General features: G+C 35.8%; 20 protein-coding genes. 7 read left to right on the top strand and 13 right to left on the bottom strand.

The window, feature by feature from the left end; translation table 11 throughout:
- Positions 1–76: 76 nt before the first annotated feature.
- Both CSC80_RS03140 and CSC80_RS03135 read left to right on the top strand, forming a co-directional pair.
- Positions 77–928, top strand: a complete 852-nt coding sequence (locus CSC80_RS03140) for an OmpH family outer membrane protein (RefSeq protein WP_099189707.1) — start codon at positions 77–79, stop codon at positions 926–928.
- Between the two features lie 52 nt (positions 929–980).
- Positions 981–1,490 carry an OmpH family outer membrane protein gene (locus CSC80_RS03135; protein WP_071341305.1) on the top strand — a complete coding sequence of 170 codons (510 nt, stop codon included), beginning with the start codon at positions 981–983 and terminating at the stop codon, positions 1,488–1,490.
- 50 nt (positions 1,491–1,540) lie between these two features.
- Here CSC80_RS03135 and CSC80_RS03130 read toward each other — a convergent pair whose 3' ends face one another.
- From CSC80_RS03130 to gcvP, 4 genes are all read right to left on the bottom strand, one after another.
- Positions 1,541–2,395 carry a glycosyltransferase family A protein gene (locus CSC80_RS03130; RefSeq protein ID WP_099189705.1) on the bottom strand — a complete coding sequence of 285 codons (855 nt, stop codon included), beginning with the start codon at positions 2,393–2,395 and terminating at the stop codon, positions 1,541–1,543.
- A 14-nt stretch (positions 2,396–2,409) separates the two neighbouring features.
- Positions 2,410–2,931: a methyltransferase gene (locus CSC80_RS03125; protein ID WP_071341307.1), complete on the bottom strand. Its 522-nt coding sequence runs from the start codon at positions 2,929–2,931 to the stop codon at positions 2,410–2,412.
- A 2-nt stretch (positions 2,932–2,933) separates the two neighbouring features.
- On the bottom strand, positions 2,934–3,992 hold the full coding sequence (locus CSC80_RS03120; protein ID WP_099189703.1) for a ketoacyl-ACP synthase III: 1,059 nt from the start codon (positions 3,990–3,992) through the stop codon (positions 2,934–2,936).
- A 162-nt stretch (positions 3,993–4,154) separates the two neighbouring features.
- Positions 4,155–7,007 (bottom strand): aminomethyl-transferring glycine dehydrogenase, encoded by a 2,853-nt coding sequence (gene gcvP / locus CSC80_RS03115; RefSeq protein ID WP_099189701.1) that lies wholly within the window; start codon positions 7,005–7,007, stop codon positions 4,155–4,157.
- A gap of 129 nt (positions 7,008–7,136) precedes the next feature.
- On the opposite strand from gcvP, the gene CSC80_RS03110 reads away from it, so the two are divergent.
- Positions 7,137–7,964: a hypothetical protein gene (locus CSC80_RS03110; RefSeq protein WP_099189699.1), complete on the top strand. Its 828-nt coding sequence runs from the start codon at positions 7,137–7,139 to the stop codon at positions 7,962–7,964.
- Here CSC80_RS03110 and CSC80_RS03105 read toward each other — a convergent pair.
- The gene (locus CSC80_RS03105) at positions 7,957–8,187 is read right to left on the bottom strand and encodes a hypothetical protein (protein WP_317038724.1); all 231 of its coding nucleotides are present in this window, start codon (positions 8,185–8,187) and stop codon (positions 7,957–7,959) included. The genes CSC80_RS03110 and CSC80_RS03105 overlap by 8 nt on opposite strands.
- 2 nt (positions 8,188–8,189) lie before the next feature.
- Positions 8,190–8,744 carry a sigma-70 family RNA polymerase sigma factor gene (locus tag CSC80_RS03100; protein WP_058103880.1) on the bottom strand — a complete coding sequence of 185 codons (555 nt, stop codon included), beginning with the start codon at positions 8,742–8,744 and terminating at the stop codon, positions 8,190–8,192.
- Positions 8,745–8,813: 69 nt separating this feature from the next.
- Between CSC80_RS03100 and CSC80_RS03095 the strand changes: the two genes are divergently transcribed.
- Positions 8,814–9,167 (top strand): rhodanese-like domain-containing protein, encoded by a 354-nt coding sequence (locus CSC80_RS03095; RefSeq protein WP_099189697.1) that lies wholly within the window; start codon positions 8,814–8,816, stop codon positions 9,165–9,167.
- 33 nt (positions 9,168–9,200) lie between these two features.
- Here CSC80_RS03095 and CSC80_RS03090 read toward each other — a convergent pair whose 3' ends face one another.
- The 5 genes from CSC80_RS03090 to CSC80_RS03070 all read right to left on the bottom strand — a co-directional run bounded on the left by CSC80_RS03090 (position 9,201) and on the right by CSC80_RS03070 (position 17,773).
- Entirely contained in the window at positions 9,201–9,599 is a 399-nt protein-coding gene (locus CSC80_RS03090) for a response regulator (protein WP_058103878.1), read from the bottom strand.
- Between the two features lie 7 nt (positions 9,600–9,606).
- Positions 9,607–13,773: a PAS domain-containing protein gene (locus tag CSC80_RS03085; RefSeq protein ID WP_099189695.1), complete on the bottom strand. Its 4,167-nt coding sequence runs from the start codon at positions 13,771–13,773 to the stop codon at positions 9,607–9,609.
- Between the two features lie 275 nt (positions 13,774–14,048).
- Positions 14,049–16,073 (bottom strand): M3 family metallopeptidase, encoded by a 2,025-nt coding sequence (locus tag CSC80_RS03080; RefSeq protein WP_099189693.1) that lies wholly within the window; start codon positions 16,071–16,073, stop codon positions 14,049–14,051.
- Between the two features lie 51 nt (positions 16,074–16,124).
- Complete coding sequence (purE, locus tag CSC80_RS03075) at positions 16,125–16,613, bottom strand: 5-(carboxyamino)imidazole ribonucleotide mutase (RefSeq protein ID WP_099189691.1); 489 nt, start codon at positions 16,611–16,613, stop codon at positions 16,125–16,127.
- 5 nt (positions 16,614–16,618) lie between these two features.
- Positions 16,619–17,773 (bottom strand): 5-(carboxyamino)imidazole ribonucleotide synthase, encoded by a 1,155-nt coding sequence (locus CSC80_RS03070; RefSeq protein ID WP_099189689.1) that lies wholly within the window; start codon positions 17,771–17,773, stop codon positions 16,619–16,621.
- 135 nt (positions 17,774–17,908) lie between these two features.
- Between CSC80_RS03070 and CSC80_RS03065 the strand changes: the two genes are divergently transcribed.
- From CSC80_RS03065 to CSC80_RS03055, 3 genes are all read left to right on the top strand, one after another.
- Positions 17,909–19,018, top strand: coding sequence for an adenylate kinase (locus tag CSC80_RS03065; protein WP_083414243.1), 1,110 nt, complete (start codon positions 17,909–17,911; stop codon positions 19,016–19,018).
- A 53-nt stretch (positions 19,019–19,071) separates the two neighbouring features.
- On the top strand, positions 19,072–20,073 hold the full coding sequence (gene obgE / locus CSC80_RS03060) for a GTPase ObgE (RefSeq protein WP_099189687.1): 1,002 nt from the start codon (positions 19,072–19,074) through the stop codon (positions 20,071–20,073).
- A gap of 66 nt (positions 20,074–20,139) precedes the next feature.
- On the top strand, positions 20,140–20,658 hold the full coding sequence (locus CSC80_RS03055; RefSeq protein WP_058103871.1) for a DUF4136 domain-containing protein: 519 nt from the start codon (positions 20,140–20,142) through the stop codon (positions 20,656–20,658).
- Positions 20,659–20,756: 98 nt separating this feature from the next.
- Here the strand turns inward: CSC80_RS03055 and CSC80_RS03050 are convergent, their stop codons facing one another.
- Both CSC80_RS03050 and CSC80_RS03045 read right to left on the bottom strand, forming a co-directional pair.
- The gene (locus tag CSC80_RS03050) at positions 20,757–21,764 is read right to left on the bottom strand and encodes a transglutaminase domain-containing protein (RefSeq protein ID WP_099189685.1); all 1,008 of its coding nucleotides are present in this window, start codon (positions 21,762–21,764) and stop codon (positions 20,757–20,759) included.
- On the bottom strand, positions 21,761–22,495 hold the full coding sequence (locus CSC80_RS03045) for a carboxypeptidase-like regulatory domain-containing protein (protein ID WP_099189683.1): 735 nt from the start codon (positions 22,493–22,495) through the stop codon (positions 21,761–21,763). Before CSC80_RS03045 ends, CSC80_RS03050 begins: the two co-directional genes overlap by 4 nt.
- Positions 22,496–22,701: the final 206 nt, after the last annotated feature.

The following is a 22,701-nucleotide window of genomic DNA, read 5'->3' as shown; positions in this document are numbered from 1 at the left end:
TTTTGCTAATCCTTTAATTTTAAAAGATTTAGTAATTTTGGCACGATATTTTCTATAGGATTAAACGAGATTAACAATGAGTACAAAAAGAAAAGTTCTATTAGTTGTATCGGTCATATGTATGACAATACAGGGTTTTGCCCAACGTGGTGTAAGAATGGCTTATGTGGATATGGAGTACATCTTGCAAAATGTAGAGGAGTACAGAGAGGCAACAGAACAGTTAGAGACTAAGGTGCAACGTTGGAAAGTTGAAGTAGAGCAGAAGCAGAGTATTGTTGAGCAGATGAAAAAGGATTTAATGGCAGAGAAAGTGCTATTAACACCTGAACTTATAGAAGAACGGGAAGAAGAAATACAGATTTTGGAACGTGAAATGATCGAGTATCAACAAGATCGTTTTGGACCTCAAGGGGACTTGGTGTTGCAAAAAAGAAGGTTGATTCAGCCTATACAAGATCAAGTGTTCAATGAAGTTCAGAAAATTGGGGCTAATAAAAAGTATGATTTTATTTTTGATAAATCTGCGGATGTTGTAATGTTGTATTCCGAAAAAAGGCATGATATTAGTGATTTAGTGCTTAGGGGTATTGCTAGAACAAGAAAAATTAGCAAACCTGCTAAAAAGTCAAATGATCGTAGTAGATTAGATGATTTTGAGGGCGAAGAAGAGGAGGAAGTTAGTGAAGCTTTGCAAGAGCGTTTAGATAAAGCGGCACAAGCTGCTGAAACTAGGGAGAAAAGTGCAGCAGATGCCAAAGCGGAACAAATGAAATTACGTGAAGAGCGTAAAAAAGCCTACGAGGAAAGAAGAAAGAAGTTATTGGAGGAGCGCGAAGCTAAAAGACAAGAAAAGTTAAAGGAAAGAAACGATAATAAAGAAGAAGAAAATAGCGATACCGAAAAAGATGATAACGGTACTATTTAAATAGGTTTAACGACCGCACATTAACACTCAAAATTGAATTAAAATTACACTCATGAAACAAGTAAAACAAATTGTGGTAGCCTTATTGTTGTTCGTAGCAACGACAAGTTTTGTAAATGCCCAAAGTAAAGTAGCTCACATAGATGTTACTCAATTATTATCTGCAATGCCAGAGATGAAAGCTGCAGAAGCAGAGCTTAAGAAATTACAAGAAACTTATAATGCCGATATTCAAGCTTCAATGACAGAATTGCGTAACAAGTTTACTCAATATCAAAATGAAGCAGCTTCTAAGTCAAAGGAAGAGAATGATAAGAGAGCAGTAGAGTTGCAAGGCTACGAAAAGAATATTGGTGAGGCGCAACAAGCTGCTCAGCAAGAATTCCAAAAGAAGCAAGCAGAATTGTTTGCTCCAATTTCAGAAAAAGCGAAAGCTGCTATTGAAAAAGTTGCCGCAGCACAGGGGTTCGACTACGTAATTGATGCACAAGCAGGTGGTGGTTTGATCGTTGCAAAAGGTAAAGATCTTTTACCAGATGTTAAGAAACAATTAGGTTTCTAAATAGAAACCATGATAATAAAGAAAAAGCCATCAAATTTAGGTGGCTTTTTTTATACTCCTATTTTTCTTTTAATATTTGTCCAGCGTAGCTTTCTGATAAACTTACCTTCTTCTTCTGTGACCAAATAAATATTGTTGTTTTTACTGGCATTTATGTAGCCGACCATATTATTCCAGAATGATTTAATGGAATTGTTCTTCAAGGCCATTTTCAAAGAGGCAATAGTTGTGATTATAATTCCATAACGCATACTATACATTGCTTTTCCCTGTAACCTTTTAGCTTTGGCGTTATAGGCTTTTCCTGTGGGTCTTAAATGCTTTACCTTGAGTTCATCATCCGTGTGCAATGTAAAGCCGTTATATCGCGCTAATAGTTCATCTACGGTATCCCAGCCCATGGCATTTTTTAAGCCTCCTATTGCCTTGAAACAATCTTTGGAATATGCTTTTATGGCACCTCTAATGTGGTCTTTGTCCATAGGATGGTTTAAAACCCATTCTCCGTTATTTTTTTGCTCATAAATGAATCCGCCACAAATCCCTAAATTTTTCTTTTGTTTGAAATGATTACTGATGGTTTCAAAATAATTGGAGGGCAAAATTAGATCGGCATCTAGTTTTACTATAAAGTTGTAATTTTCATCAAGCTGTTCCAAACCTTTGTTGAAAGCATTTACCACCTTGCTTCCTGGCATATGCTGAGCTGATGATATTGAATTTATTTTTTTGAAAACACTACTTTTAAGGATGTATTCATTTATGATATTTTCAGTATTATCAGTAGAATTGTCATTGACAAGAATTACTTTCTTGGGTGCTAATGTTTGCTCCAGAACGGAGTTTAAGGTTTTCGGTAGAAAATCCTCTTCATTATGTATGGGTATCACCACGTAGTAATCCATAGTTTATAGGTGCCTTATTTTCGTGTAGCGTACACAATATAATACCTTGGCGTAAATAGCCTTAAAAATGGTCTAAAACCAAGTTTCTTTACAGGATTGGTCCACTTCATAGAATCTTGAATTTCCCAACCTGCTTTTTCTAGAAGCCAATCAAATTGCCAATCTTCAAATTCGTGGTAATGTCGGTCCCATTTATCGGTCTTGCTTCTGTATGCTGGTGAAAACCATAGTTTCAATGGTATACTGGCCACTAATTTTTTGGAAGTTGTATTGTTCAATAAGTGTAATGGGGCCAAAAGATGTTCAAAAATTTCAAAAGCTGTTAGAACATCTGCATTTGTTTTGGTAACGGCATCAAAATTGAAATCTAAATCTTCGCCTTTGGTATTAGTAACGTGGTAACCATCTTGGCGCATTATCTCAGTAAACGGATTTTCTACCCCTAAATCCAGAATAGATTCAGAGGGGTCAATATGTTTTCGTAAAAACTGAAGAGTATGTTTATAGCGTTTGTTCGGAAAGTTGTTTTCGTACATGTTTAAATTCTGTATACCATTGCATTGACGTTCATTCCGGCGCCAACACTAGCAAAGATAACAACATCTCCCTTTTTAATTTCCTGATTTTCTAATTTACCTGCTTTAACCATATCAAATAGTGTTGGTATGGTTGCCACTGAGCTATTGCCAAGCTTGGATATACTCATTGGCATAATGCCTTCCGGCATTTCTTTATCATATATTTTGTAGAAGCGTTTTACTATGGCTTCATCCATTTTTTCGTTGGCTTGGTGAATAAAAATCTTTTTTACTTCGTCAATTTTTATACCGCTACTATCTAAGCATGAAGCCATTGCTGATGGTACGTTGGTGACGGCAAATTCATAAATTTTTCTACCGAACATTTTAATATAGTATGCCTTTTTTTCATCTTCTTTATTATAGGTGTCGCCAAAGAAAAGGAAATTGGCTTCGTCATTGGCATAGGTGGCAGATTCGTGGGCGATAATTTCACCTCCGTCATCTGATCTTTCAACTATGGTGGCTCCTGCACCATCTGCATAGATCATGGAGTCCCGGTCATAGTCGTCAACTATTCTTGATAATGTTTCGGTACCTATTACCATACATTTATTGGCTATACCACTTTTTATAAAAGCGTTAGCTTGAATCATACCTTCTAACCAACCTGGGCAACCAAAGATGAGATCATAGGCCACACATTTGGGATTGTTGATCTTTAATTTATGTTTCACCCTTGTGGCCAAACTAGGTAATGTGTCACCTTGTATATAGCCTTCCTTTAGGTCCCCGAAATTATGCGCAACAATTATATAGTCTAGGGTTTCTTTGTCTAGCTGTGCATTATTTATGGCTTTTTCTGCTGCAAAAAATGCAAGGTCCGATGCGTTATACTCTTTTGGGGCATATCTTCTTTCTTCAATACCGGTAATGGCTTTAAATTTCTTAATAATGACCTCGTTTTCTTGCTTGAACGCTGTGCCGTCTAGGTTTAAAAAATGGTGGTCATTAAAATCTTTATTGGAAACTTTGAGTTCAGGAATATAGCTACCCGTACCCGTAATTGATATGCTCATCTGTAATTATTGAATTGTAATTGAAATATAATGAAATGGCGTAAAAATAATATGCATGCATAATAAATTTTACGATGGTCAGTTCATTATTTTTCAAAATGATGCAACTAAAAAAGCCTTTTCAAAATCTAGAAAAGGCTTTAAAATATGGTGATTAGAGAGTTATTCCGTTTCCATATATGCTTCAATAGGAGCGCATGTACATATTAAATTACGGTCTCCATATGCATCATCAACTCTTCTAACGGATGGCCAAAATTTATTCTCGGCTACATAAGGTAATGGAAAAGATGCCTTTTGTCTTGAATATGGAAATTTCCATTCATCTGTTGTTGTCATTTCTAATGTATGCGGTGCATTTTTAAGCACGTTATTGGGCTCGTCAGCACTAGATTCATCTATTTCTGCACGAATGGATGCCATAGCATCGCAAAATCTATCTAACTCCGCTAGGTTTTCACTTTCGGTAGGCTCTATCATAACCGTACCAGCTACAGGAAAAGAAACTGTTGGGGCATGAAAACCATAATCCATAAGTCGCTTGGCAATATCCGTAACTTCTATTCCGTTTTTCTTGAAAGGTCTACAGTCCAAAATCATTTCGTGGGCTGCGCGTCCTTTTTCGCCTGTGTATAGCACATCAAACTTACCTTCAAGTTTATGTTTGATATAATTGGCGTTCAAAATGGCGATTTTTGTGGATTGGGTTAAGCCTTGTTCCCCTAGCATCTTAATATATCCATAAGATATTAGACATACCAAAGAACTACCCCATGGCGCAGCAGAAATAGCTGTAATAGCATCTTTTCCTCCGGTCTCTATGACAGGGTTGCTAGGTAAAAACGGAACCAACTGGGGTGCAACACAAATAGGACCTACGCCAGGACCGCCACCGCCGTGAGGAATAGCAAACGTTTTGTGCAGGTTTAAGTGGCAAACATCTGCGCCTATAGTTGCAGGATTGGTCAACCCAACTTGGGCGTTCATATTTGCACCATCCATATAGACTTGGCCACCATGGTCATGTATTATTTTGGTAATCTGCTTTATAGACGACTCAAAAACGCCATGAGTAGAAGGATAAGTAACCATTAATGCGGCTAATTTATCTGAATGTAATTTTGCTTTTTCTTCTAAATCGGCAACATCTATATTGCCTTTTTCATCGGTCTTGGTAACTACGACCTTCATGCCTGCCATAACTGCCGATGCCGGATTGGTACCATGGGCAGATGAAGGTATAAGGCAAATATTTCTTTCTGCTTCTCCTCTAGATTCGTGGTATGCTCTAATAACCATTAATCCTGCATATTCACCTTGCGCGCCGGAATTTGGTTGTAAAGATGTATCTGCAAATCCTGTTATTATAGATAGATCTTTGGCAAGTTCATGTAGTATGGTTTGATAACCTTCTGCTTGGTCTACTGGTACAAATGGATGGATATTGCCCCAGTTAGATGAACTTAACGGTAGCATTTCACTAGCCGCATTTAACTTCATGGTACAACTACCCAAAGAAATCATACTATGATTTAAGGCCAAGTCTTTGCGCTCCAATTTTTTAATGTAGCGCATTAATTCTGTTTCTGAGTGATAGGAATTAAAAACCTTGTTCTCCATGAATGAACTGCTACGTTCAATATTTTCAGGTATTGATGTGGAACTTAATAGTTCTGTGATCTCAGATGACTTTTTACCTACAGCTTCGGCAAAAATTGAAATAATTTGGTTAAGATCTTTTATTGAAGTAGCTTCATTTACCGCAATTGAAATAGTGTCGTTATCCACATAGTAGAAATTAACTTCATTGGCTTCTGCGATGGGGCGAACTTTTTGTGAATCTGCCTTAACCGTGATAGTATCAAAATAAGCGGTATTTACTTGATACAAGCCTAAATTTTCAAGAGCATCTGTTAAAGTAACTGCGGTAGCATGAATTTTAGATGCAATATATTTTAATCCTTTTGGACCATGGTACACGCCATACATACCTGCCATAACCGCCAATAATACTTGAGCGGTGCATATATTTGATGTGGCTTTATCTCTTTTTATATGTTGTTCCCTAGTTTGCAAAGCCATTCTTAGCGCAGGTTTGCCATCGGTATCTTTGGTGACACCGATTATTCTACCGGGAATATTTCTTTTAAATTCTTCTTTCGTGGCAAAGAATGCTGCATGAGGTCCGCCATAACCTAAAGGAATACCAAAGCGTTGGGTGGTACCTACTACAACATCTACCCCAAATTCACCTGGAGGTGTTAATAGAACTAAGCTCATAATATCGGCAGCCACAGCTACCTTAATGTCGTTCTCCTTTGCTTTGGATACAAATGAGGAATAATCATAGACTTGACCATATTTCCCTGGGTATTGTAACAATGCACCGTAAAAATCCGAACTAAAATCAAACTCATCATGCTTGCCAATTACTAATTCGATACCTAGTGGAATTGAACGCGTTTTTAGTAGGGACAACGTTTGTGGTAATATTTCTTCCGAAACAAAGAACTTTACTACTGCGTTTTTTTTCTGCTCTCTACTTCTAACGTCAAAAAGCATAGTCATAGCTTCTGCAGCAGCGGTGCTTTCATCCAGTAAAGAGGCATTTGCCAGTTCCATGCCCGTTAAGTCGGAAACAATGGTCTGGAAATTTAGAAGCGCTTCTAGTCTGCCTTGTGCAATTTCTGCTTGGTACGGAGTATAGGCTGTATACCAACCTGGGTTTTCAAGAATGTTTCTTTTGATGACCGACGGTATTAAACTTTCATGGTAACCTAAACCAATGTATGTTCTAAACACCTTGTTTTTCTTGGACAAAGCTTCACAATGCGCAAGAAACTTATGTTCGCTCATTGGTGGGTCAAGCTTTAAAGGCTCCTTTAAACGAATATGATCAGGTATGGTCTCAAAAATAAGCTGTTCCAAATTTTCAACACCTACAGTATTGAACATACTGTTTAAGTCTTCTTCCCTTATGCCGATATGGCGTAGAGCAAACACGTCAGTCTTCATAGATACGATTGTTATATAAAGTGCAAAATTACCACTTTTATGTGTTTAATTTGTGCTTGGTTGGGCGCCTAATGGTGAAAGTTTTTAACCAAAACCAAGGGTTATAAACACTTTAACTATTTTTGTTCAATGACCATAATCAAAAAGATTTTTGATTTTTACTTAGATGCTAGTATTCACGTGTCTTTAGGGGTGTTTAGTTTGGTTCATGTTACTGCATTGACCTTAAACATAAACGTACCGCCGGAGCTTTATTTTTTTATCTTTTTTGGGTCAATAGCGTGCTATAATTTTGTAAAATTTGGGGTAGAGGCAGAAAAGTATTTTCTGGTTACCAATACCTATCAAAAAAACATTCAATTTTTTAGCCTTGGGTGTTTGCTTGTTGCTGGCTATCAATTGTTGTTTCTTTCTGAAAGGGTTTTTATAGGATTACTGGTATTAGCTGCAATTACGGGTCTTTATGCGCTTCCGGTCTTGCCCAGGCATAAAAACTTTAGAAGCTTAAGCGGACTGAAGATTTTAATTGTCGCTGCTGTTTGGGCAGGTACAACCGTAATACTGCCGGCTATTTCAGTGCTTGATACTATTTCGTGGAATATAAAGGTAGAAACGGTTCAGCGATTTCTGTTTGTGCTAATACTTCTGATTCCTTTTGAAATTAGAGATTTAAAATATGATAGCTTGCTATTAAAGACCTTACCACAGAGGGTAGGCGTTAAAGGAGCAAAAATTATAGGTTATGCATGGATTGCACTTTTTTACGGCGCTTCATTTTTAAAAAAGGACTTGGACATAAACCGAATGTTGGCAATGACTATAGTATGTTCAATACTAATTCTTGTAATTTATAAGACAAAAAAGGAGCAGGGTAAATATTTCTCTTCTTTTTGGGTAGAGGCAATACCTTTATTCTGGTGGCTGTTATTTGTTTTTGCGGAGAGATTGGTTATTTAGCTTTGTTGAAGGTTTCTTTCATTTTTTTCTTGTCTTCATCAGACAAAACAGCTATCCTTGCTTGATTACAGAGCGATGTTAATTTTGTATTGTTTTTACTGTGTTTTGCACAGGTTTTACACATAAGTAAATGAAACTTCAACTTTATTTTTTCCCAAAAAGTCGCTTCTTTATATTGGGCTTTATTGCAAATATTTGCAGCCTTTTCACACGAAATCATCATAATTAAAACCAATTTTGATTTAAACAACCCATTAAGCTAGTTCTAGCTCTATGTATCATTACCCAAAGGTTAGACGCATTAATTCCTAAAGCATTACAAATATCTTCAGTTTCCATACCTTGAATAGTTTTCATGGTAAAAACCTCGGCTTGTTTTTTAGGTAATTTGGAAATGCAATTTTGAATAGCAAGACCTAGTTCTTCATTTTCCAGTAAATCATTTTCAAAATTACTATTAGGGTCGGCTATGCGCTCTTCGATCCAATCTCCTTCGGCATCGGTTTGTGAGCTGTAGCTCATACGTACCTCGGCCTTTCCTTTTTTTGAATTTGCTTTTCGGTAGTGGTCAATTACTTTACGCTTTAATATGGCGATCAACCATGTGCGTTCAGCAGCATCGCCTTTAAAGTTTTTAGCAGATTTTAAACCGGCAATAAAAGTATCCTGAACAAGATCTTTTGCAATTTCAGCATCGCTTACCCTAGTTACGGCGTAATTAAAAAGGTAATCTGCATAGAGATCTACCCACTTGTCTGGATTGAGGTTTTGTATTTCCATTTTTTCTGCATTTCAAAAGTAAAATAATTTTAGGTATAATGTTTACTTTTGGTAACAAACACTTTAATCATGAGAAATATACTATTATTTGTTCTAATTATCAGTAGTCAGTGTGTTTTAGCACAAATAGAGTCGCAACCAATATCGAAGTTTAATGGATTTGATAGCGTTAAGGAAATACTGTTAGATGTTAGAACGCCACAAGAATATAAAGAAGGTAGTATACATGGTGCAATCAATATCAACTGGCTTTCTAATGATTTTGACGAAAAAGTGACAAAACTTGATAAGACTAAAAAAGTTTATGTCTTTTGTAAAAAGGGAGGTAGAAGTTTAAAATCTCAAGCAAGATTGGTAGAATTGGGTTTTAATAATGTTGTAGACCTAAAGGGTGGATATGATGCTTATTCCAGTAAGGACTGAGTCTTTTTATAGTGTCAGCATAATTATTGAGATTTAAAGTTCAGCAAGAATTCTGGTCAATTGGTTATCTCTAATTGGCTTAACTATATAATCTGTTACCTGGTTGATCTTCTTGGTCTTGTCAAAGTCAACAAGGTCTACGGATGATGATAATATATATACCGTTATTTTTTTGGCTAGGTTGGGAATTAGACTTTCGTATTGCTGCATGAACCCGTAGCCATCCATTACGGGCATATTTATATCTAAAAATATGACGTCTGGTAACTCTTGGTCATTATTGATGTTGGCTTTTAAAAATGTCATTGCCTCTGCACCATCTGTGAAAGGAATAATATGGTTAACAGATTTATGTACTTGCAAGGTATGTAAAATGGTGTATTGAAAAACATCATCATCATCTATAATACATACATTTATATTATTTTTCATTTTGTTTTTAATTTAGTGTTATAATAAAAGTTGAACCTATATTAACGTCACTTTCTGCGGTTATTGATCCTCCCATGGCCAATACTTGTGCTTTAGTTATAAATAGTCCTATTCCTTTTGATTCTGGGTGCTTATGAAAAACCTGGTTAAGTCCAAATAACTTATTGCCATGATTTTTCAAATCTATACCTAAGCCATTATCTTTAAACTCTAATACAGTTCTATTATTATCTTTTTTTGAAGTGATGAAAATCTTCGGAACTCTATCAGGTGATCTGTACTTTATGGCATTGCTTATTAAATTTAAGAATATACTTTCTAAATAAATAGGGTTGTAATCTACGTTTTTAGCTTTAGAGAAATCATAGGATATATTAGCCTTAGTTTCTATTAAAGTTGCTGCTAGTGTTTGTTTTGTTTTGAGCAATACTTGTTCAAATTCTAATTTAGGCATGATTTCAACACCATTCTTTTTTATGGTAATGGTTTCTACTAGAGCGTTTAAGGTTTCGGTAAGGCGTTCTATTACAATTTCAAATTTTTCAAATATTTCGATTTTTTTACCTTCACTTTGCGTTTTGGTATAAAGCTTCAGTAAAGCATTTAAATTACTTACTGGAGCACGCAAGTTGTGTGATGTAATTTGATTGAACTCTGCTAACTGTTTGTTTTGTGCAGTAAGTTTTACAGTAGATTCCTCTAGGTTTTTATTAGTTTCTAAGATCTTTTTTTGTGCTAAAATTTCATCTGTAATATCTCTACACGATCCAATAACTTTTATGGCTTTACCGTATGAATCTTTAATTACTTTGCCTATTATTTCACTGAATCGAATTTTGCCATCTTGATGCAAAATTCTTTGGGTGAATTTTTCTAGGGAATTGGTTGAGATGGTGTTTTCCTTTTTATGAATTAATATCTGTTTATCATCTGGATGAATATGTGATAGAATTAAATCAAAATTAACATCTATGCCTATTTCAAAACCAAAAATTCTATACATATTATTGGACCATATAAAAGAGTCATTGGCGACGTTTAATTGCCAATACCCGATCATTGCCAGCTCTTCTGCAAAATTTAACATATGGTTTTTTTCCAATATGTCTTTTTCAATTTTTAGCTTTTCAGTGATGTCCTGGGCTGTGCCTACCAGTTCAACGACCTTTCCTAAATGATTTTTTTTAGTTTCGGCTCGTGATTCAATGGAGCGAATTGTGCCATCGTCTAAAATAATACGAAATGATAATAATTTAATTTTCTCGTCACCATTGATAGATTTTGTTATTAATGCTTTAACTTGGGCTATATCGTCTGGGTGTATTTGCGAGTAAAACTTTTCCATGTTAATGGTAGTGTTTACTTCTAAACCGTAAATTTTATACAGATTGTCTGACCATTTTAAAATATCCCGATCTAAGTCCCAATGCCAAGATCCCATATTGGAAATTTCTTCGGCATAGGATAGAAGTTGATTCTTTTCTTTAATCTCTTTACGGGCTTTAACCTTGTCGGTTACATCTTGTGTGGATCCAATTAATTCTAAAATATTTCCATGTTTATCTTCTATGACTTCAGCGATTAATTCTAAAGATCGAATTGAGTTAACACCTTTTATAATACGAAAGGTTAATATTTTTTCACTTTTGCGTGTTTCTAGAATTTTGGCAATGTGATTATTAACTTTATCCACATCATTAGGGTGTACTCTAGATAAAAATAATTCAATTGTAATTGGAGTGTGTAAATCTATACCATAGATCTGGTAAAGATTATCTGACCAAGTTGAGACCCCAGTGCCTGGATTCCATTTCCAGGATCCCATCATTGCCATTTCTTCAGATACAGAAAGTAAACGGTTTTTTTCCTTTAACTCTTGCTCGGTTTTAATTAGGCTGGTAATATCTTGGGTTGTTCCAGTCATTTCTAAATGACCGTTTTCATTGATTGCCGTAATTCCTTTTACTAGCAGTGTTTTAATAGTATCCTTATCTTTTTGAATACGATAAGTTATTTGCTTATGGTCTATTCCGTCAATTAATTCGCTAGTAACTTGTTTGACTCTTTCCAAATCTTCAGGATGAATTTTTGATAATGATTTTTCTAAATCAATGTGCTCTCCTGGGATAAAGCCATATATTCTATAAAGATTGTCTGACCACTTGAATACTTCATTCTTAGGTTGCCATTGAAAAGAGCCTAAATTGGCCATTTTTTCGGCTAAATTGAGTTGTTGGTTTTTATGAATTAGCTCTGTTTCCTTTCGTATGGCTTCGGTAATGTCTTGGCATGTTCCTGACATCTCAAGTACTTCCCCATTTTGGTTTCTAACTATTTTACCAATGGATTTTATCGTTTTTATTGAGCCATTACTTAATTGAATTCTATAAGTGGAATTTGGAAAATCACCGGCAATTATTGCATTAGAAAGTTTTGTGGATATAGCTGCCCGGTCATCTTTATGTATATAACTTATATAGGTTTCAAAATTCAGAGGTTTGTTTTTATCGTGACCATATATAGCATGTAAATTATCTGACCAATACACTTCATTAGAGGCGGTATTCCAATGCCAATAACCAATTTTGGCCATTTTTTCGGCACTGTTCAGCTGATGGTTTTTTTGAGCAAGTTCCAATTCTTTGGTTTGGTTTTCTGTAATGTCTAAGCAGGCGCCTAAAAGCTCTTGTAAACCATCTTGTGTATTATAAGTGGCTTTGCCTAAGATTTGAACGGTCTTAATGATGTTATTGTCCGTAATAATTCTATGGGTATAATCGTTGAACTTATGTTCGCTAATAGATTGGTCTATTTTTGTTTTTATAATGTCTTTGTCCGCTGGATGAATTTTATCAAAATAAGTATCAAAAGTTATCTTTTTCTCTTTTGGAATATCAAATATGGTGTATAAGTTGTCTGACCAAAACACATCATCTGTTTCCGGTTTGTATTTCCAATAACCCATGGTTGTCAAATTCTCGGCAAAATCTAACAGCTGATTTTTTTCCTTTAATTCTTTTTCAACATCCAATCTCTTGGTTATATCTTGTGTGGTTCCTATTAACTCTACAACCTCGCCTTTATCATTAGTTAAGGCATCTGAGACTACCCTAACTGTTTTAATTGTATTATTTTTTAAAATAATACGATGTGTAAAAGTGTGAGATTTCTTTTCCTTGATTGTTTCTTCAAGTTTTTCTTTAATAAGTCCTATGTCTTCTGGATGAATGAATTTTTTTAATTTTTCAAAATTCATTTTTTCACCTATACCCAGGTTGAAAATAGTATACAGATTGTCTGACCATTTAAATTCTCCACTCGCTATGGTGAATTGCCATGAACCTGCTTTATTAATGCTTTCAGAAAGCTCTAATTGTTGTTTTTTTTCAGATAATTCTTGTTCTTTAGCTACCTGCTCTGTAATATCTTGACAGGTGCCCATTAAGGAAACAACATCGCCTTTTTCATTAATTATGACTTTCCCTGAAGAGTTAAGGGTTTTTATGATGCCATCTGCTAATTGAATACGGTATATAGATTCTGGAAATATTTTATTCTTTAATGCACTTTCAAACTTGGCGGAAATTTTTTTTCTGTCTTCTTTGTGAACATAATTCAAGTAGACATCATATGATATTGGAGTATCTCTTTTGTGGTCAAAAATAGTATAGAAATTATCGGACCAAATTAATTCATCTGTGATAATGTTCCATTTCCACGATCCTGAATTTGCTAGAATTTCCGCGGTATTTAATTGCTCTGTATATTGAACCGTTTCAATATTTGAATTTTCAAATTGAGAAACCTCTACCGTTGTTCCGTGAAGATTAGTGCAACGCCCAGCTTTGATAATAGGTTGAACAGTAGTGCGCAAATTGCGCTTTTGGCCTTGTTTTGTTAGAATTTCATAAGATATTTCAAATGGTATGCCTTCATTAATAGCTTCTTTATGCAAATTGAAAAGGAGTTCTTTTTGAAATACGTTAGTGCAATTGCCATATAATCCCTCTATTGATGGAGAAAAGCTAAGAGGGACTTGGTGAATTTCTTTTAAATCATCGTTCCAATAAACGGAATTGGATGTTAAGTCTAACTGAAATATACCAATTCGAGCAACTTTTTTGGTTGCTGAAAATAGTTTGTTCTTTTCTAAAAGAGTGTTCTCTTTCTCCATTTCAAAAAGTGTTTAATAATGGCCGACTAAGACTTATGGTATAAACGGTAGTTGTAAATTCTGGTATTGATACTTACAATATAATGCTTAAATATTTGAAAAAGAGTATGTTTTTATAATTATTAGGTCTTTTTAGAAGGCTGTAGGTCTTAATGCACATATATTTTACAGTACATGTTTTCCAGCCTACTACATGCACATGTTGGTAAAAGAACAGCTATTAAAATACATGTTGATTATTTATTTTAATAGCTGTTATAAAGTGTTGAAGTATGTTAACTGGTAAGTAGGCCGGCACGTTCTAATAATGCTTCAACTTTAGGTTCAGCACCTCTAAATCTTTTGTAAAGCACCATAGGATTTTCTGTGCCTCCTTGTGAAAGTACATGGTCTTTAAATTTGGTGGCAACCTCTTTATTGAAAATTCCTTCTTCCTTAAAATAAGCAAAGGCATCTGCATCTAAAACTTCTGCCCACTTGTAACTGTAGTATCCAGAAGAATATCCGCCTTGAAAAATGTGAGAGAAAGCTGTGCTCATGCAGGTTTCTGGTGTGTCGGGGTATAGACTGGTGTCTTTAAATGCTTCATCTTCATGAGTCTTTACATTGGTTATGTTTGTTGGGTCTATTCCGTGCCAAGACATATCCAATAATCCAAAACTCAACTGACGTAGCGTCTGTATACCTTCTTGGAAAGTTGCAGATTCTTTTATTTTTTCAACCAGTTCCATCGGTATAGTTTCACCAGTTTCGTAATGCTTGGCAAATAGTTCTAAAGCTTCTTTTTCATAGCACCAGTTTTCTAAAACCTGACTAGGTAATTCTACGAAATCCCAAAATACAGAAGTTCCTGATAGGCTAGGGTAGGTAGTGTTCGCCAACATACCGTGTAAGCCATGTCCAAATTCATGGAATAAGGTAGTAACCTCGATAAAAGTCAGTAACGAAGGCTTGCTTTTTGTTGAGGGTGTAAAATTGCACACGTTGGATATATGCGGACGCACATTTTCTCCGTTACGCTTCCATTGGCTTTTAAAGGAAGTCATCCAAGCTCCACCTCGTTTTCCAGCTCTTGGGTGAAAGTCTGCATAGAATAAGGAGATAAAATTCTTGTCGGCATCATACACTTTAAAGGTTTTAACCTCTTCATGATACTTCTCAATGTCGTTTACTTCTTCAAACTGAAGGTCAAATAGGTTTTCAGCTACTTTGAAAACGCCATTGATGACATTCTCCAATTTAAAATATGGCTTTAGTTTCTCGTCGTCTAAATTAAAAAGCTCTTGTTTCAATTTTTCGGAATAATAACTACTGTCCCATTTTTCAAGTCGGTCAATTCCGTCTAATTTTTTGGCGAAATCCTCTAATTGTTTAAATTCGCGCTCTGCGGCTGGCTTCGCTTTTTCTAACAATTCATTCAAAAAGGAATGTACTTTTTCTGGCGTCTCTGCCATACGTTCTTCCAGTACAAAATCGGCATGGGTCTTATAGCCTAATAGATTGGCTCTTTCAAAGCGCAGTTTGGCTATTTCTAGCACGTTTTCTTGATTATCCAATTCATCATTATGAAAACCTTTACTGCCAAAAGCCAATGAAAGTTCTTTTCGTAATGCACGGTTTTTAGCGTACTTCATAAACGGAATATAGCTAGGATAATCTAAGGTGATCAACCAACCATCTTCTTTGCCTTTTGAAGTTGCCAATTGTGCAGCAGCTTCTTTTGCCCCTTCAGGTAAACCATCTAAATCAGACTCATCTGTCAGGTGTAATTGATACTTATTGGTTTCGGCAAGTACATTTTCGCCAAAAGTCAATTTCAATTTCGCCAGTTTGGCATCTATTTCACGTAAACGTTTCTTTTTATCTTCAGATAAGTTAGCACCGTTTCTACTGAAACTTTTATATTTCTTATCTAAAAGTGTGTTTTGCTCAACAGTAAGTTCCAGATTATCCTTTTGGTCGTACACGGCTTTAACTCTTTTAAAAAGTGCTTCGTTCAAAGTAATGTCATTGCCAAATTCAGATAAAAGCGGAGAAATTTCTTGAGCTATTTTTTGAATCTCTTCATTAGTTTCTGCGGAATTCAAATTGAAAAATACACTTGAAATGCGATCCAATTGCTGACCCGAAAATTCTAGGGCTTCAATGGTGTTTTCAAATGTTGGTGCATCTGTATTTTCTGTAATGGCATCTATTTCCGCTCTTGCCTCTTCTATAGATTGTAAAAATGCTGGCTTAAAATGCTCGTTTTTAATTTTTGAAAATGGAGCGGTGTCAAATGGGGATAATAATGGATTCATATTTCTAGTGTTGAGAAATTAGATTTGAGAATTGAAATTTCTTTTAAATGACTATTTGCCATTTACAGCTTTAGCGCCATCTATTACTTTCTGCTTTAAACCTTCCTTGTAAAGAATGATTTTATCCAATACACATTTGTCTGAGCTACCAATGATCTGGGCAGCTAATATTCCTGCATTTTTTGCTCCGTTCAATGCTACGGTAGCAACTGGTACACCACCTGGCATTTGAAGTATAGAGAGTACAGAGTCCCAACCATCAATAGAATTACTGCTTTTAACAGGTACGCCTATAACAGGTAACGGGGACATTGATGCTACCATCCCGGGTAAATGTGCAGCACCACCGGCACCTGCAATAATTACCGAATAGCCATTGGTATGTGCGTTTTTACTAAAATCGAACAATTTTTCGGGTGTTCTGTGGGCAGATACAATGTCTACGTCTACCTCTATATCAAAACCTTTTAAAATATCTATGGCATCTTGCATTACAGGCATATCACTTGTGCTGCCCATTACTACGGCTACTTTACTCATGTTATTTATTTTGAAATCACTTGAATTGTTTCCTTTACTTTTTCGGCAATAGCTCTTGCCTTATTGAGATCACTATTTACTATGGTTACATGACCCATTTTACGAAATGGTCTGGTTTGTGCTTTTCCGTAAATATGCGGGGTAACACCTTCCATAGCTAAAATTTCGTTTATATTTTTGTAGACGACATTACCTGTGTGTCCTTCGGCACCTACTAAGTTTACCATAACCCCGGCTACTTTACTGTCTGTATTTCCTAATGGAAGACCAAGAATGCTTCTTATGTGCTGCTCAAATTGATTGGTATAGCTTGCTTCAATACTGTAATGTCCACTATTGTGAGGTCTTGGGGCTACTTCGTTCACCAAAATTTCATCATCTTCGGTTTGGAACATTTCAACGGCAAGTAATCCTGTCAAGCCTATTTTGTCGGCTACTTTAAGTGCTAAAGCCCTTGCCTTATCTGCAACTTTATCATCAATACGTGCAGGGCAAATTACATATTCCACTTGGTTGGCTTCTGGGTGAAACTCCATTTCTACCACAGGGTAGGTTTTTATATCTCCTTCCGCATTTCTAGAAACAATTACGGCTAATTCGTTTTTAAACGGCACCATGGTTTCTGCAATACATTCGCCGGTAGGTAATCCTTCTAAATCGGCTAAACTTCTAACTACTTTAACGCCTTGTCCGTCATATCCAAATTGAGCTACTTTCCAAACAAAAGGAAATTTTAATCCTCCGTTCCCAACACTATCCTCAATTTCGCTCAAATAGGCAAACCGCTGAAAATCTGCGGTAGGTATATTGTTATCCACATAAAACAATTTTTGTTTTGCTTTATTTTGAATAATACGCAAAGCCTTAGGCTGTGGGTATACCTTTACACCTTCATCTTCTAATTTTTCTAAGGCATCTAAATTTACATTTTCAATTTCTATGGTTAATATGTCTACATCTTTTCCAAAATTATAGACCGTATCAAAATCTAAAAGACTGCCCTGTACAAATTCATTGCATGACATTCTGCTTGGGGCATCGGCTGATGCATCTAAAACTTTTGTGAATACATCCCATTTTCGGGTTTCGTAAAGCATCATTTTGCCAAGTTGACCACCTCCTAAAATGCCTAATTTGAAATCTGAAGAAAAATAATTCATATAATTGTGCTTTTGGCATGTAATAAAATGCCTTAAGTGTTACAAAAATACGGTTAAATCTTAGAAACCAATTCCTTTCTAATTAAAAACACAAGCCAATACCTTATCTTTGCAAACCTTGATAATCTATGAAAATTGATACAAATTCACGATAAGTTTTTCAAACCTTTTCTAAGCGAGTCTGAAATTTTGCAGGCCGTTAAATCTGTGGCAGATCAAATAGCGGCAGACTATAAAGATGAGGTGCCTATTTTTGTTGGTGTTCTAAACGGGTCTTTTATGTTCGTTTCTGACCTTTTAAAGGCTTATGAGCATCCATGTGAAGTATCTTTTGTAAGATTGAGCTCCTACCAAGGCTTAACTTCAACGGGCATAGTGGAAACCTTATTGGATGTGCCCGATAATATTGAAGGACGAAGTGTTATCATTTTAGAGGATATTATTGATACCGGGCGTACCTTGCAGCAACTTGTGCATTTGTTCTCGAAGACGAAGGTAAAAGAGTTTAAAATCGCCAGTCTTTTTTATAAACCAGATGTTTACAAAGGGGAGTACGCCATAGATTATTTCGGACTGGCCATACCAGATAGTTTTATTGTAGGATATGGGCTAGATTATAACGAGCAAGGAAGAAACTTAAAAGAAGTATACCAATTAAACCAAAAACATATGATCAATCTTGTACTCTTTGGTAAGCCAGGAGCCGGCAAGGGCACACAAGCACAATTTTTAAAGGAAAAATATAATTTAAAGCACATCTCTACTGGAGATGTATTTAGATTCAATATCAAAAATGGAACGGAGTTAGGTACTTTGGCCAAATCATATATTGATAAAGGTGAGTTGGTGCCAGATGAGGTTACTATTAAAATGCTACAGGACGAAGTGGAGAAAAACCCAGATGCCGATGGTTTTATTTTTGACGGTTTCCCAAGAACTGCTGCACAGGCCGAAGCACTTGATAATTTCTTAGAGTCTAAAGATATGGGCATTAACGCTACTATTGCTTTAGAGGCAAATGATGAAATTTTAATAGAGCGCCTTTTGGAAAGGGGTAAAGTAAGCGGTCGTAGTGATGATCAAGATGTTGCCAAGATTAGAAATCGTTTTGATGAATACAACGAAAAAACCACGCCTGTAAAAGAGTTTTATGAAGCGCAGGGTAAATTTCATAGTGTAAACGGAATAGGTACAATTGCAGAAATTACCGAACGTTTAACCAAAGTGATAGAGGATATAAAATAATAAGAACCTTGTCTTAATGTAATCGGCAAGGATTTTGAACTGAAAAGATACTAATGACCGAAGGTAATTTTGTAGACTATGTTAAGGTAAGTTTGGCTTCTGGTAAAGGAGGCAAGGGATCTGTGCATTTGCACCGTGAAAAATTTATTACCAAAGGTGGTCCAGACGGTGGTGATGGTGGTCGTGGAGGTCACATAATTGTTCGCGGTAATGAAAACCTTTGGACATTGGTGAACTTTAAATACAAAAAGCATTTTAAGGCAGGTCATGGGGCACATGGTAGTAAGAGCAGAAGTACCGGTGCAGATGGGGAAGATGTTTATTTAGATGTGCCGTTAGGTACTGTAATAAAGGATTTTGAAACCAAAGAAATTCTTTTTGAGATTACGGAACATGGCGAAGAAAAAATACTTTTGGAAGGTGGTATGGGCGGTAGAGGTAACTGGCACTTTAGAACGGCCACCAACCAAACACCAAGATATGCACAGCCAGGTGTAGATGGTTTGGAAGGCGAGTTTTTACTTGAGCTTAAGGTATTGGCAGATGTTGGTTTGGTAGGTTTTCCCAATGCCGGGAAATCAACTTTATTATCTGTAATTACCTCTGCAAAACCAAAAATTGCGGACTATGAGTTTACCACCTTAAAACCAAACTTGGGGATTGTGGAGTACCGTGATTTCAAAAGTTTTGTAATGGCAGATATTCCTGGTATTATTGAAGGTGCCGCAGAAGGTAAAGGTTTGGGCCATTATTTTTTAAGACATATAGAACGTAATGCTAATTTATTGTTTTTAATTCCTGCAGACAGTAAAGACATCAGTAAGGAATATGAAATTTTGTTGGATGAATTGCGCCGCTATAATCCAGAATTGTTAGATAAGGAACGACTTATCTGTATTTCTAAAAGTGATATGTTGGACGATGAATTAATGAGCGAGATGAAGGCAGAGCTCAATACCGAGTTTGGCGATACACCTTTTATGTTCATATCTTCAGTTGCACAAATGGGTATAGTAGAATTAAAAGATAAACTTTGGGCTATGCTTAACGCTTAGTCGAATACCTGTGTAAAAACATAGTTTACTCTTATATTTTCTTTAATTTTAAGAAAATACCTTGTTATGAGAACAATTTTAATTGGTGCTTTATTGGTTGTTTTGACTTCTTGCGGTGTGGCAAGGGTTAATTATGATTATGATAGCCAAACCGATTTTTCTTCCTATTCTACTTATAACTATTTTGGTGATATGGAAACCGGCTTAAGCGAATTGGACGAAAAAAGACTCATGGATGCCCTAGATGCCACTCTCGGTGAAAAAGGTTACATGTTTGCGGAAGAGCCAGATGTTTTTATCAATATTAAAAGTAGTGTTTTTAGATCTCAATCTGGGAACAACGTTGGTGTAGGCCTTGGCGGCGGAGGCGGTAGAGTAGGTGGTGGTGTTTCCATTGGCATACCCGTAGGTGGACCTAAACTTACCCGCGAACTGCAAATTGATTTTGTTGATGCGAACAAGGATATTCTTATTTGGCAGGCAATAAGTGAAAGTCCGTTTCGTGAAGGGGATTCACCTCAAGAAAAATCAGAAAAATTACAAGCGGTTGTAGATAAGATATTTAGTAAGTATCCACCGGAGTAATTTTATTGGCACCGTCAAAGGGTATAATACCCCGAGGCTTGGCTCAAATTTAAAAATTTGTTTTCTTTGAATGCCTCATGGGCTTGCCCTAAAGTGCTTTATTTTACTTTGATTACATAGGTTGCTACAAGATAGTCTTTGGTAGATATATGTACATCATAACTTCCTTTTTTATCAAACGTATGTTGTAAAATGATTTCGCGTTCCTCTTTGGTAATGGTGGGTTCTATAACTTTTTGACCACCTCCTTTATTTAACAGAAGATGTATATTTTCATTGAAATCATCGGGGACTTTCAATTTGAACGATACACTGGTTCCCTTGGTAATTTGGTTATGCATGTTCTTTGGTGCAATTGAAATTATTGGCTCAATAAAAGCTTCTTTATACACAACTGGTGCTTTTATAAATGATTTGAACGTTTCAGTATTTATAGTGTTTTGCTTAGCTGTATTTATGGGGAAATGGTTTTTAGAGAATAATTCTGGTTCCGCTAAAAAATATCCATCAAAGTAATCTGGGTTAAACATAGGTTCACCGTTAAGAATAATAGTTTCCCCTGCTGACCAAGTTGCATCGCACCAATACCATTTGTTATTCACCTTTATCCTGTTCCAAGAATGATTAGGGGCGCTATCTTCTTCTAAAAGTAAGGTAGGGGTTCGTCCGTAGCCATCAATAATATCACATTCAAATCCTGCCAGGTTGGTCATTTCCTTAACCAAATAAGCGTAACCTGTACAGGCAGTTTTTTTATGTTCCAATAAAGCTTTGAATATTTTTGGTGTAATGCCAGTGTTCCAATCTAGAAAGGCTTGCCTGTCTTTAGCAAGCCTTTTTCTTTTGTGGCTTATTTTCAGGTATGACGAATAATCATTTTCAATATTGGTTCCTATCCACGTATAGATTGCCCTGATCTTTTCTATATCGGTTTGTAAAGAAGAGGTTAGATTGTGGGTAAGTACAGGAATGTTTTTTAGACTTGCACCTTTGTATTTCAACGCAATACTATCGGCTTTAGTAAAATCGATTTCCTGAAAATCCGATCGTTGGGCAATGCACGTTATAGCGCATAACAACATGAATAGCAATTGGCTAATTCTCATTTTCTGAAGATATCTCCAATTTTCTGAAAAATATTTCTTTTGCTGGAATATGCACCGCCTATAACCACTTCGCCCATTAGTTCAACATCATAAGTGTCAAAAGAAATGTTCAGATTAATATTAGCGTTTTCATTAGCCTTTACTTTGTAAGTTTTGGTTTCGTAACCAATAAAACTAAAGACCAATACATCATTCTCTACCAGCTGTTGCGGAAATTCAAAATTACCATCAAAATCTGTTTGTGTACCAATTGCTGTACCCTTTAGAACAACATTTACTCCCGGTAGCGGCTCATTGGCTTCATCTACTATAGTACCGGTCACTGTATGTTTTTCTTGTATTGTCTCAACGTATGAAATATCGCCCATTATATCTGTGGAAACCACTTCTGTTGGGGACTGAATACTCGCAGATTCTTGACCTTTAACTTCTGTTGCGCAAAGAGCTAATAATGAAAAACCCATCATAGCTATGCCTTTATGTATCATTGAACTGTTCATAACGTGTAAAGAATTGGTTTCATAGGTTTTCAGTTGAGAAGCTTTGAACATTCCACAAGTTTTCTTTTTTGTAGTGCCTAGGTAACGTACAAGTTCTTTATCTGAAAACTTGGTGAAGTCTATAACTTCTTTTTCACAGCTTTGGCAAAATCCTCCTTTTTCAGTTGTACTAAAATTATTAAATTTTTCTTTGCAGGGTTCTTTTACTGAAATTGTTAATGTGCTTTTCATAATGCGGTTGTTTTAATTATAGTTCTAAAGTAGGTTTAGGGGTATTCTTATAAAACTCATAATGAGTAAAGTGGTGTTTTCAGTGAGTTTAGAAGATTTTTCTCGTATTTTTCAATTCTTTTTTTATAGATAAATTGCTAGAAATCAAATATTAATGTTGTGAATTGGTAGTTATTTTTTTATATGTAAAAATAAAATCGTGTTGT

Source organism: Maribacter sp. 6B07, assembly GCF_002700155.1.
Lineage (GTDB): Bacteria > Bacteroidota > Bacteroidia > Flavobacteriales > Flavobacteriaceae > Maribacter > Maribacter dokdonensis.
Note: the sequence above shows the minus strand (reverse complement) of the source record. Positions and strands in the feature narration are given on the sequence as shown.

Coding starts and splice junctions, on each gene's coding strand:
- CSC80_RS03140 (WP_099189707.1), top strand. CDS start 77: ATGAGTACAAAAAGAAAAGTTCTATTAGTTGTATCGGTCATATGTATG.
- CSC80_RS03135 (WP_071341305.1), top strand. CDS start 981: ATGAAACAAGTAAAACAAATTGTGGTAGCCTTATTGTTGTTCGTAGCA.
- CSC80_RS03130 (WP_099189705.1), bottom strand. CDS start 2,395: ATGGATTACTACGTGGTGATACCCATACATAATGAAGAGGATTTTCTA.
- CSC80_RS03125 (WP_071341307.1), bottom strand. CDS start 2,931: ATGTACGAAAACAACTTTCCGAACAAACGCTATAAACATACTCTTCAG.
- CSC80_RS03120 (WP_099189703.1), bottom strand. CDS start 3,992: ATGAGCATATCAATTACGGGTACGGGTAGCTATATTCCTGAACTCAAA.
- gcvP (WP_099189701.1), bottom strand. CDS start 7,007: ATGAAGACTGACGTGTTTGCTCTACGCCATATCGGCATAAGGGAAGAA.
- CSC80_RS03110 (WP_099189699.1), top strand. CDS start 7,137: ATGACCATAATCAAAAAGATTTTTGATTTTTACTTAGATGCTAGTATT.
- CSC80_RS03105 (WP_317038724.1), bottom strand. CDS start 8,187: ATGATGATTTCGTGTGAAAAGGCTGCAAATATTTGCAATAAAGCCCAA.
- CSC80_RS03100 (WP_058103880.1), bottom strand. CDS start 8,744: ATGGAAATACAAAACCTCAATCCAGACAAGTGGGTAGATCTCTATGCA.
- CSC80_RS03095 (WP_099189697.1), top strand. CDS start 8,814: ATGAGAAATATACTATTATTTGTTCTAATTATCAGTAGTCAGTGTGTT.
- CSC80_RS03090 (WP_058103878.1), bottom strand. CDS start 9,599: ATGAAAAATAATATAAATGTATGTATTATAGATGATGATGATGTTTTT.
- CSC80_RS03085 (WP_099189695.1), bottom strand. CDS start 13,773: ATGGAGAAAGAGAACACTCTTTTAGAAAAGAACAAACTATTTTCAGCA.
- CSC80_RS03080 (WP_099189693.1), bottom strand. CDS start 16,073: ATGAATCCATTATTATCCCCATTTGACACCGCTCCATTTTCAAAAATT.
- purE (WP_099189691.1), bottom strand. CDS start 16,613: ATGAGTAAAGTAGCCGTAGTAATGGGCAGCACAAGTGATATGCCTGTA.
- CSC80_RS03070 (WP_099189689.1), bottom strand. CDS start 17,773: ATGAATTATTTTTCTTCAGATTTCAAATTAGGCATTTTAGGAGGTGGT.
- obgE (WP_099189687.1), top strand. CDS start 19,072: ATGACCGAAGGTAATTTTGTAGACTATGTTAAGGTAAGTTTGGCTTCT.
- CSC80_RS03055 (WP_058103871.1), top strand. CDS start 20,140: ATGAGAACAATTTTAATTGGTGCTTTATTGGTTGTTTTGACTTCTTGC.
- CSC80_RS03050 (WP_099189685.1), bottom strand. CDS start 21,764: ATGAGAATTAGCCAATTGCTATTCATGTTGTTATGCGCTATAACGTGC.
- CSC80_RS03045 (WP_099189683.1), bottom strand. CDS start 22,495: ATGAAAAGCACATTAACAATTTCAGTAAAAGAACCCTGCAAAGAAAAA.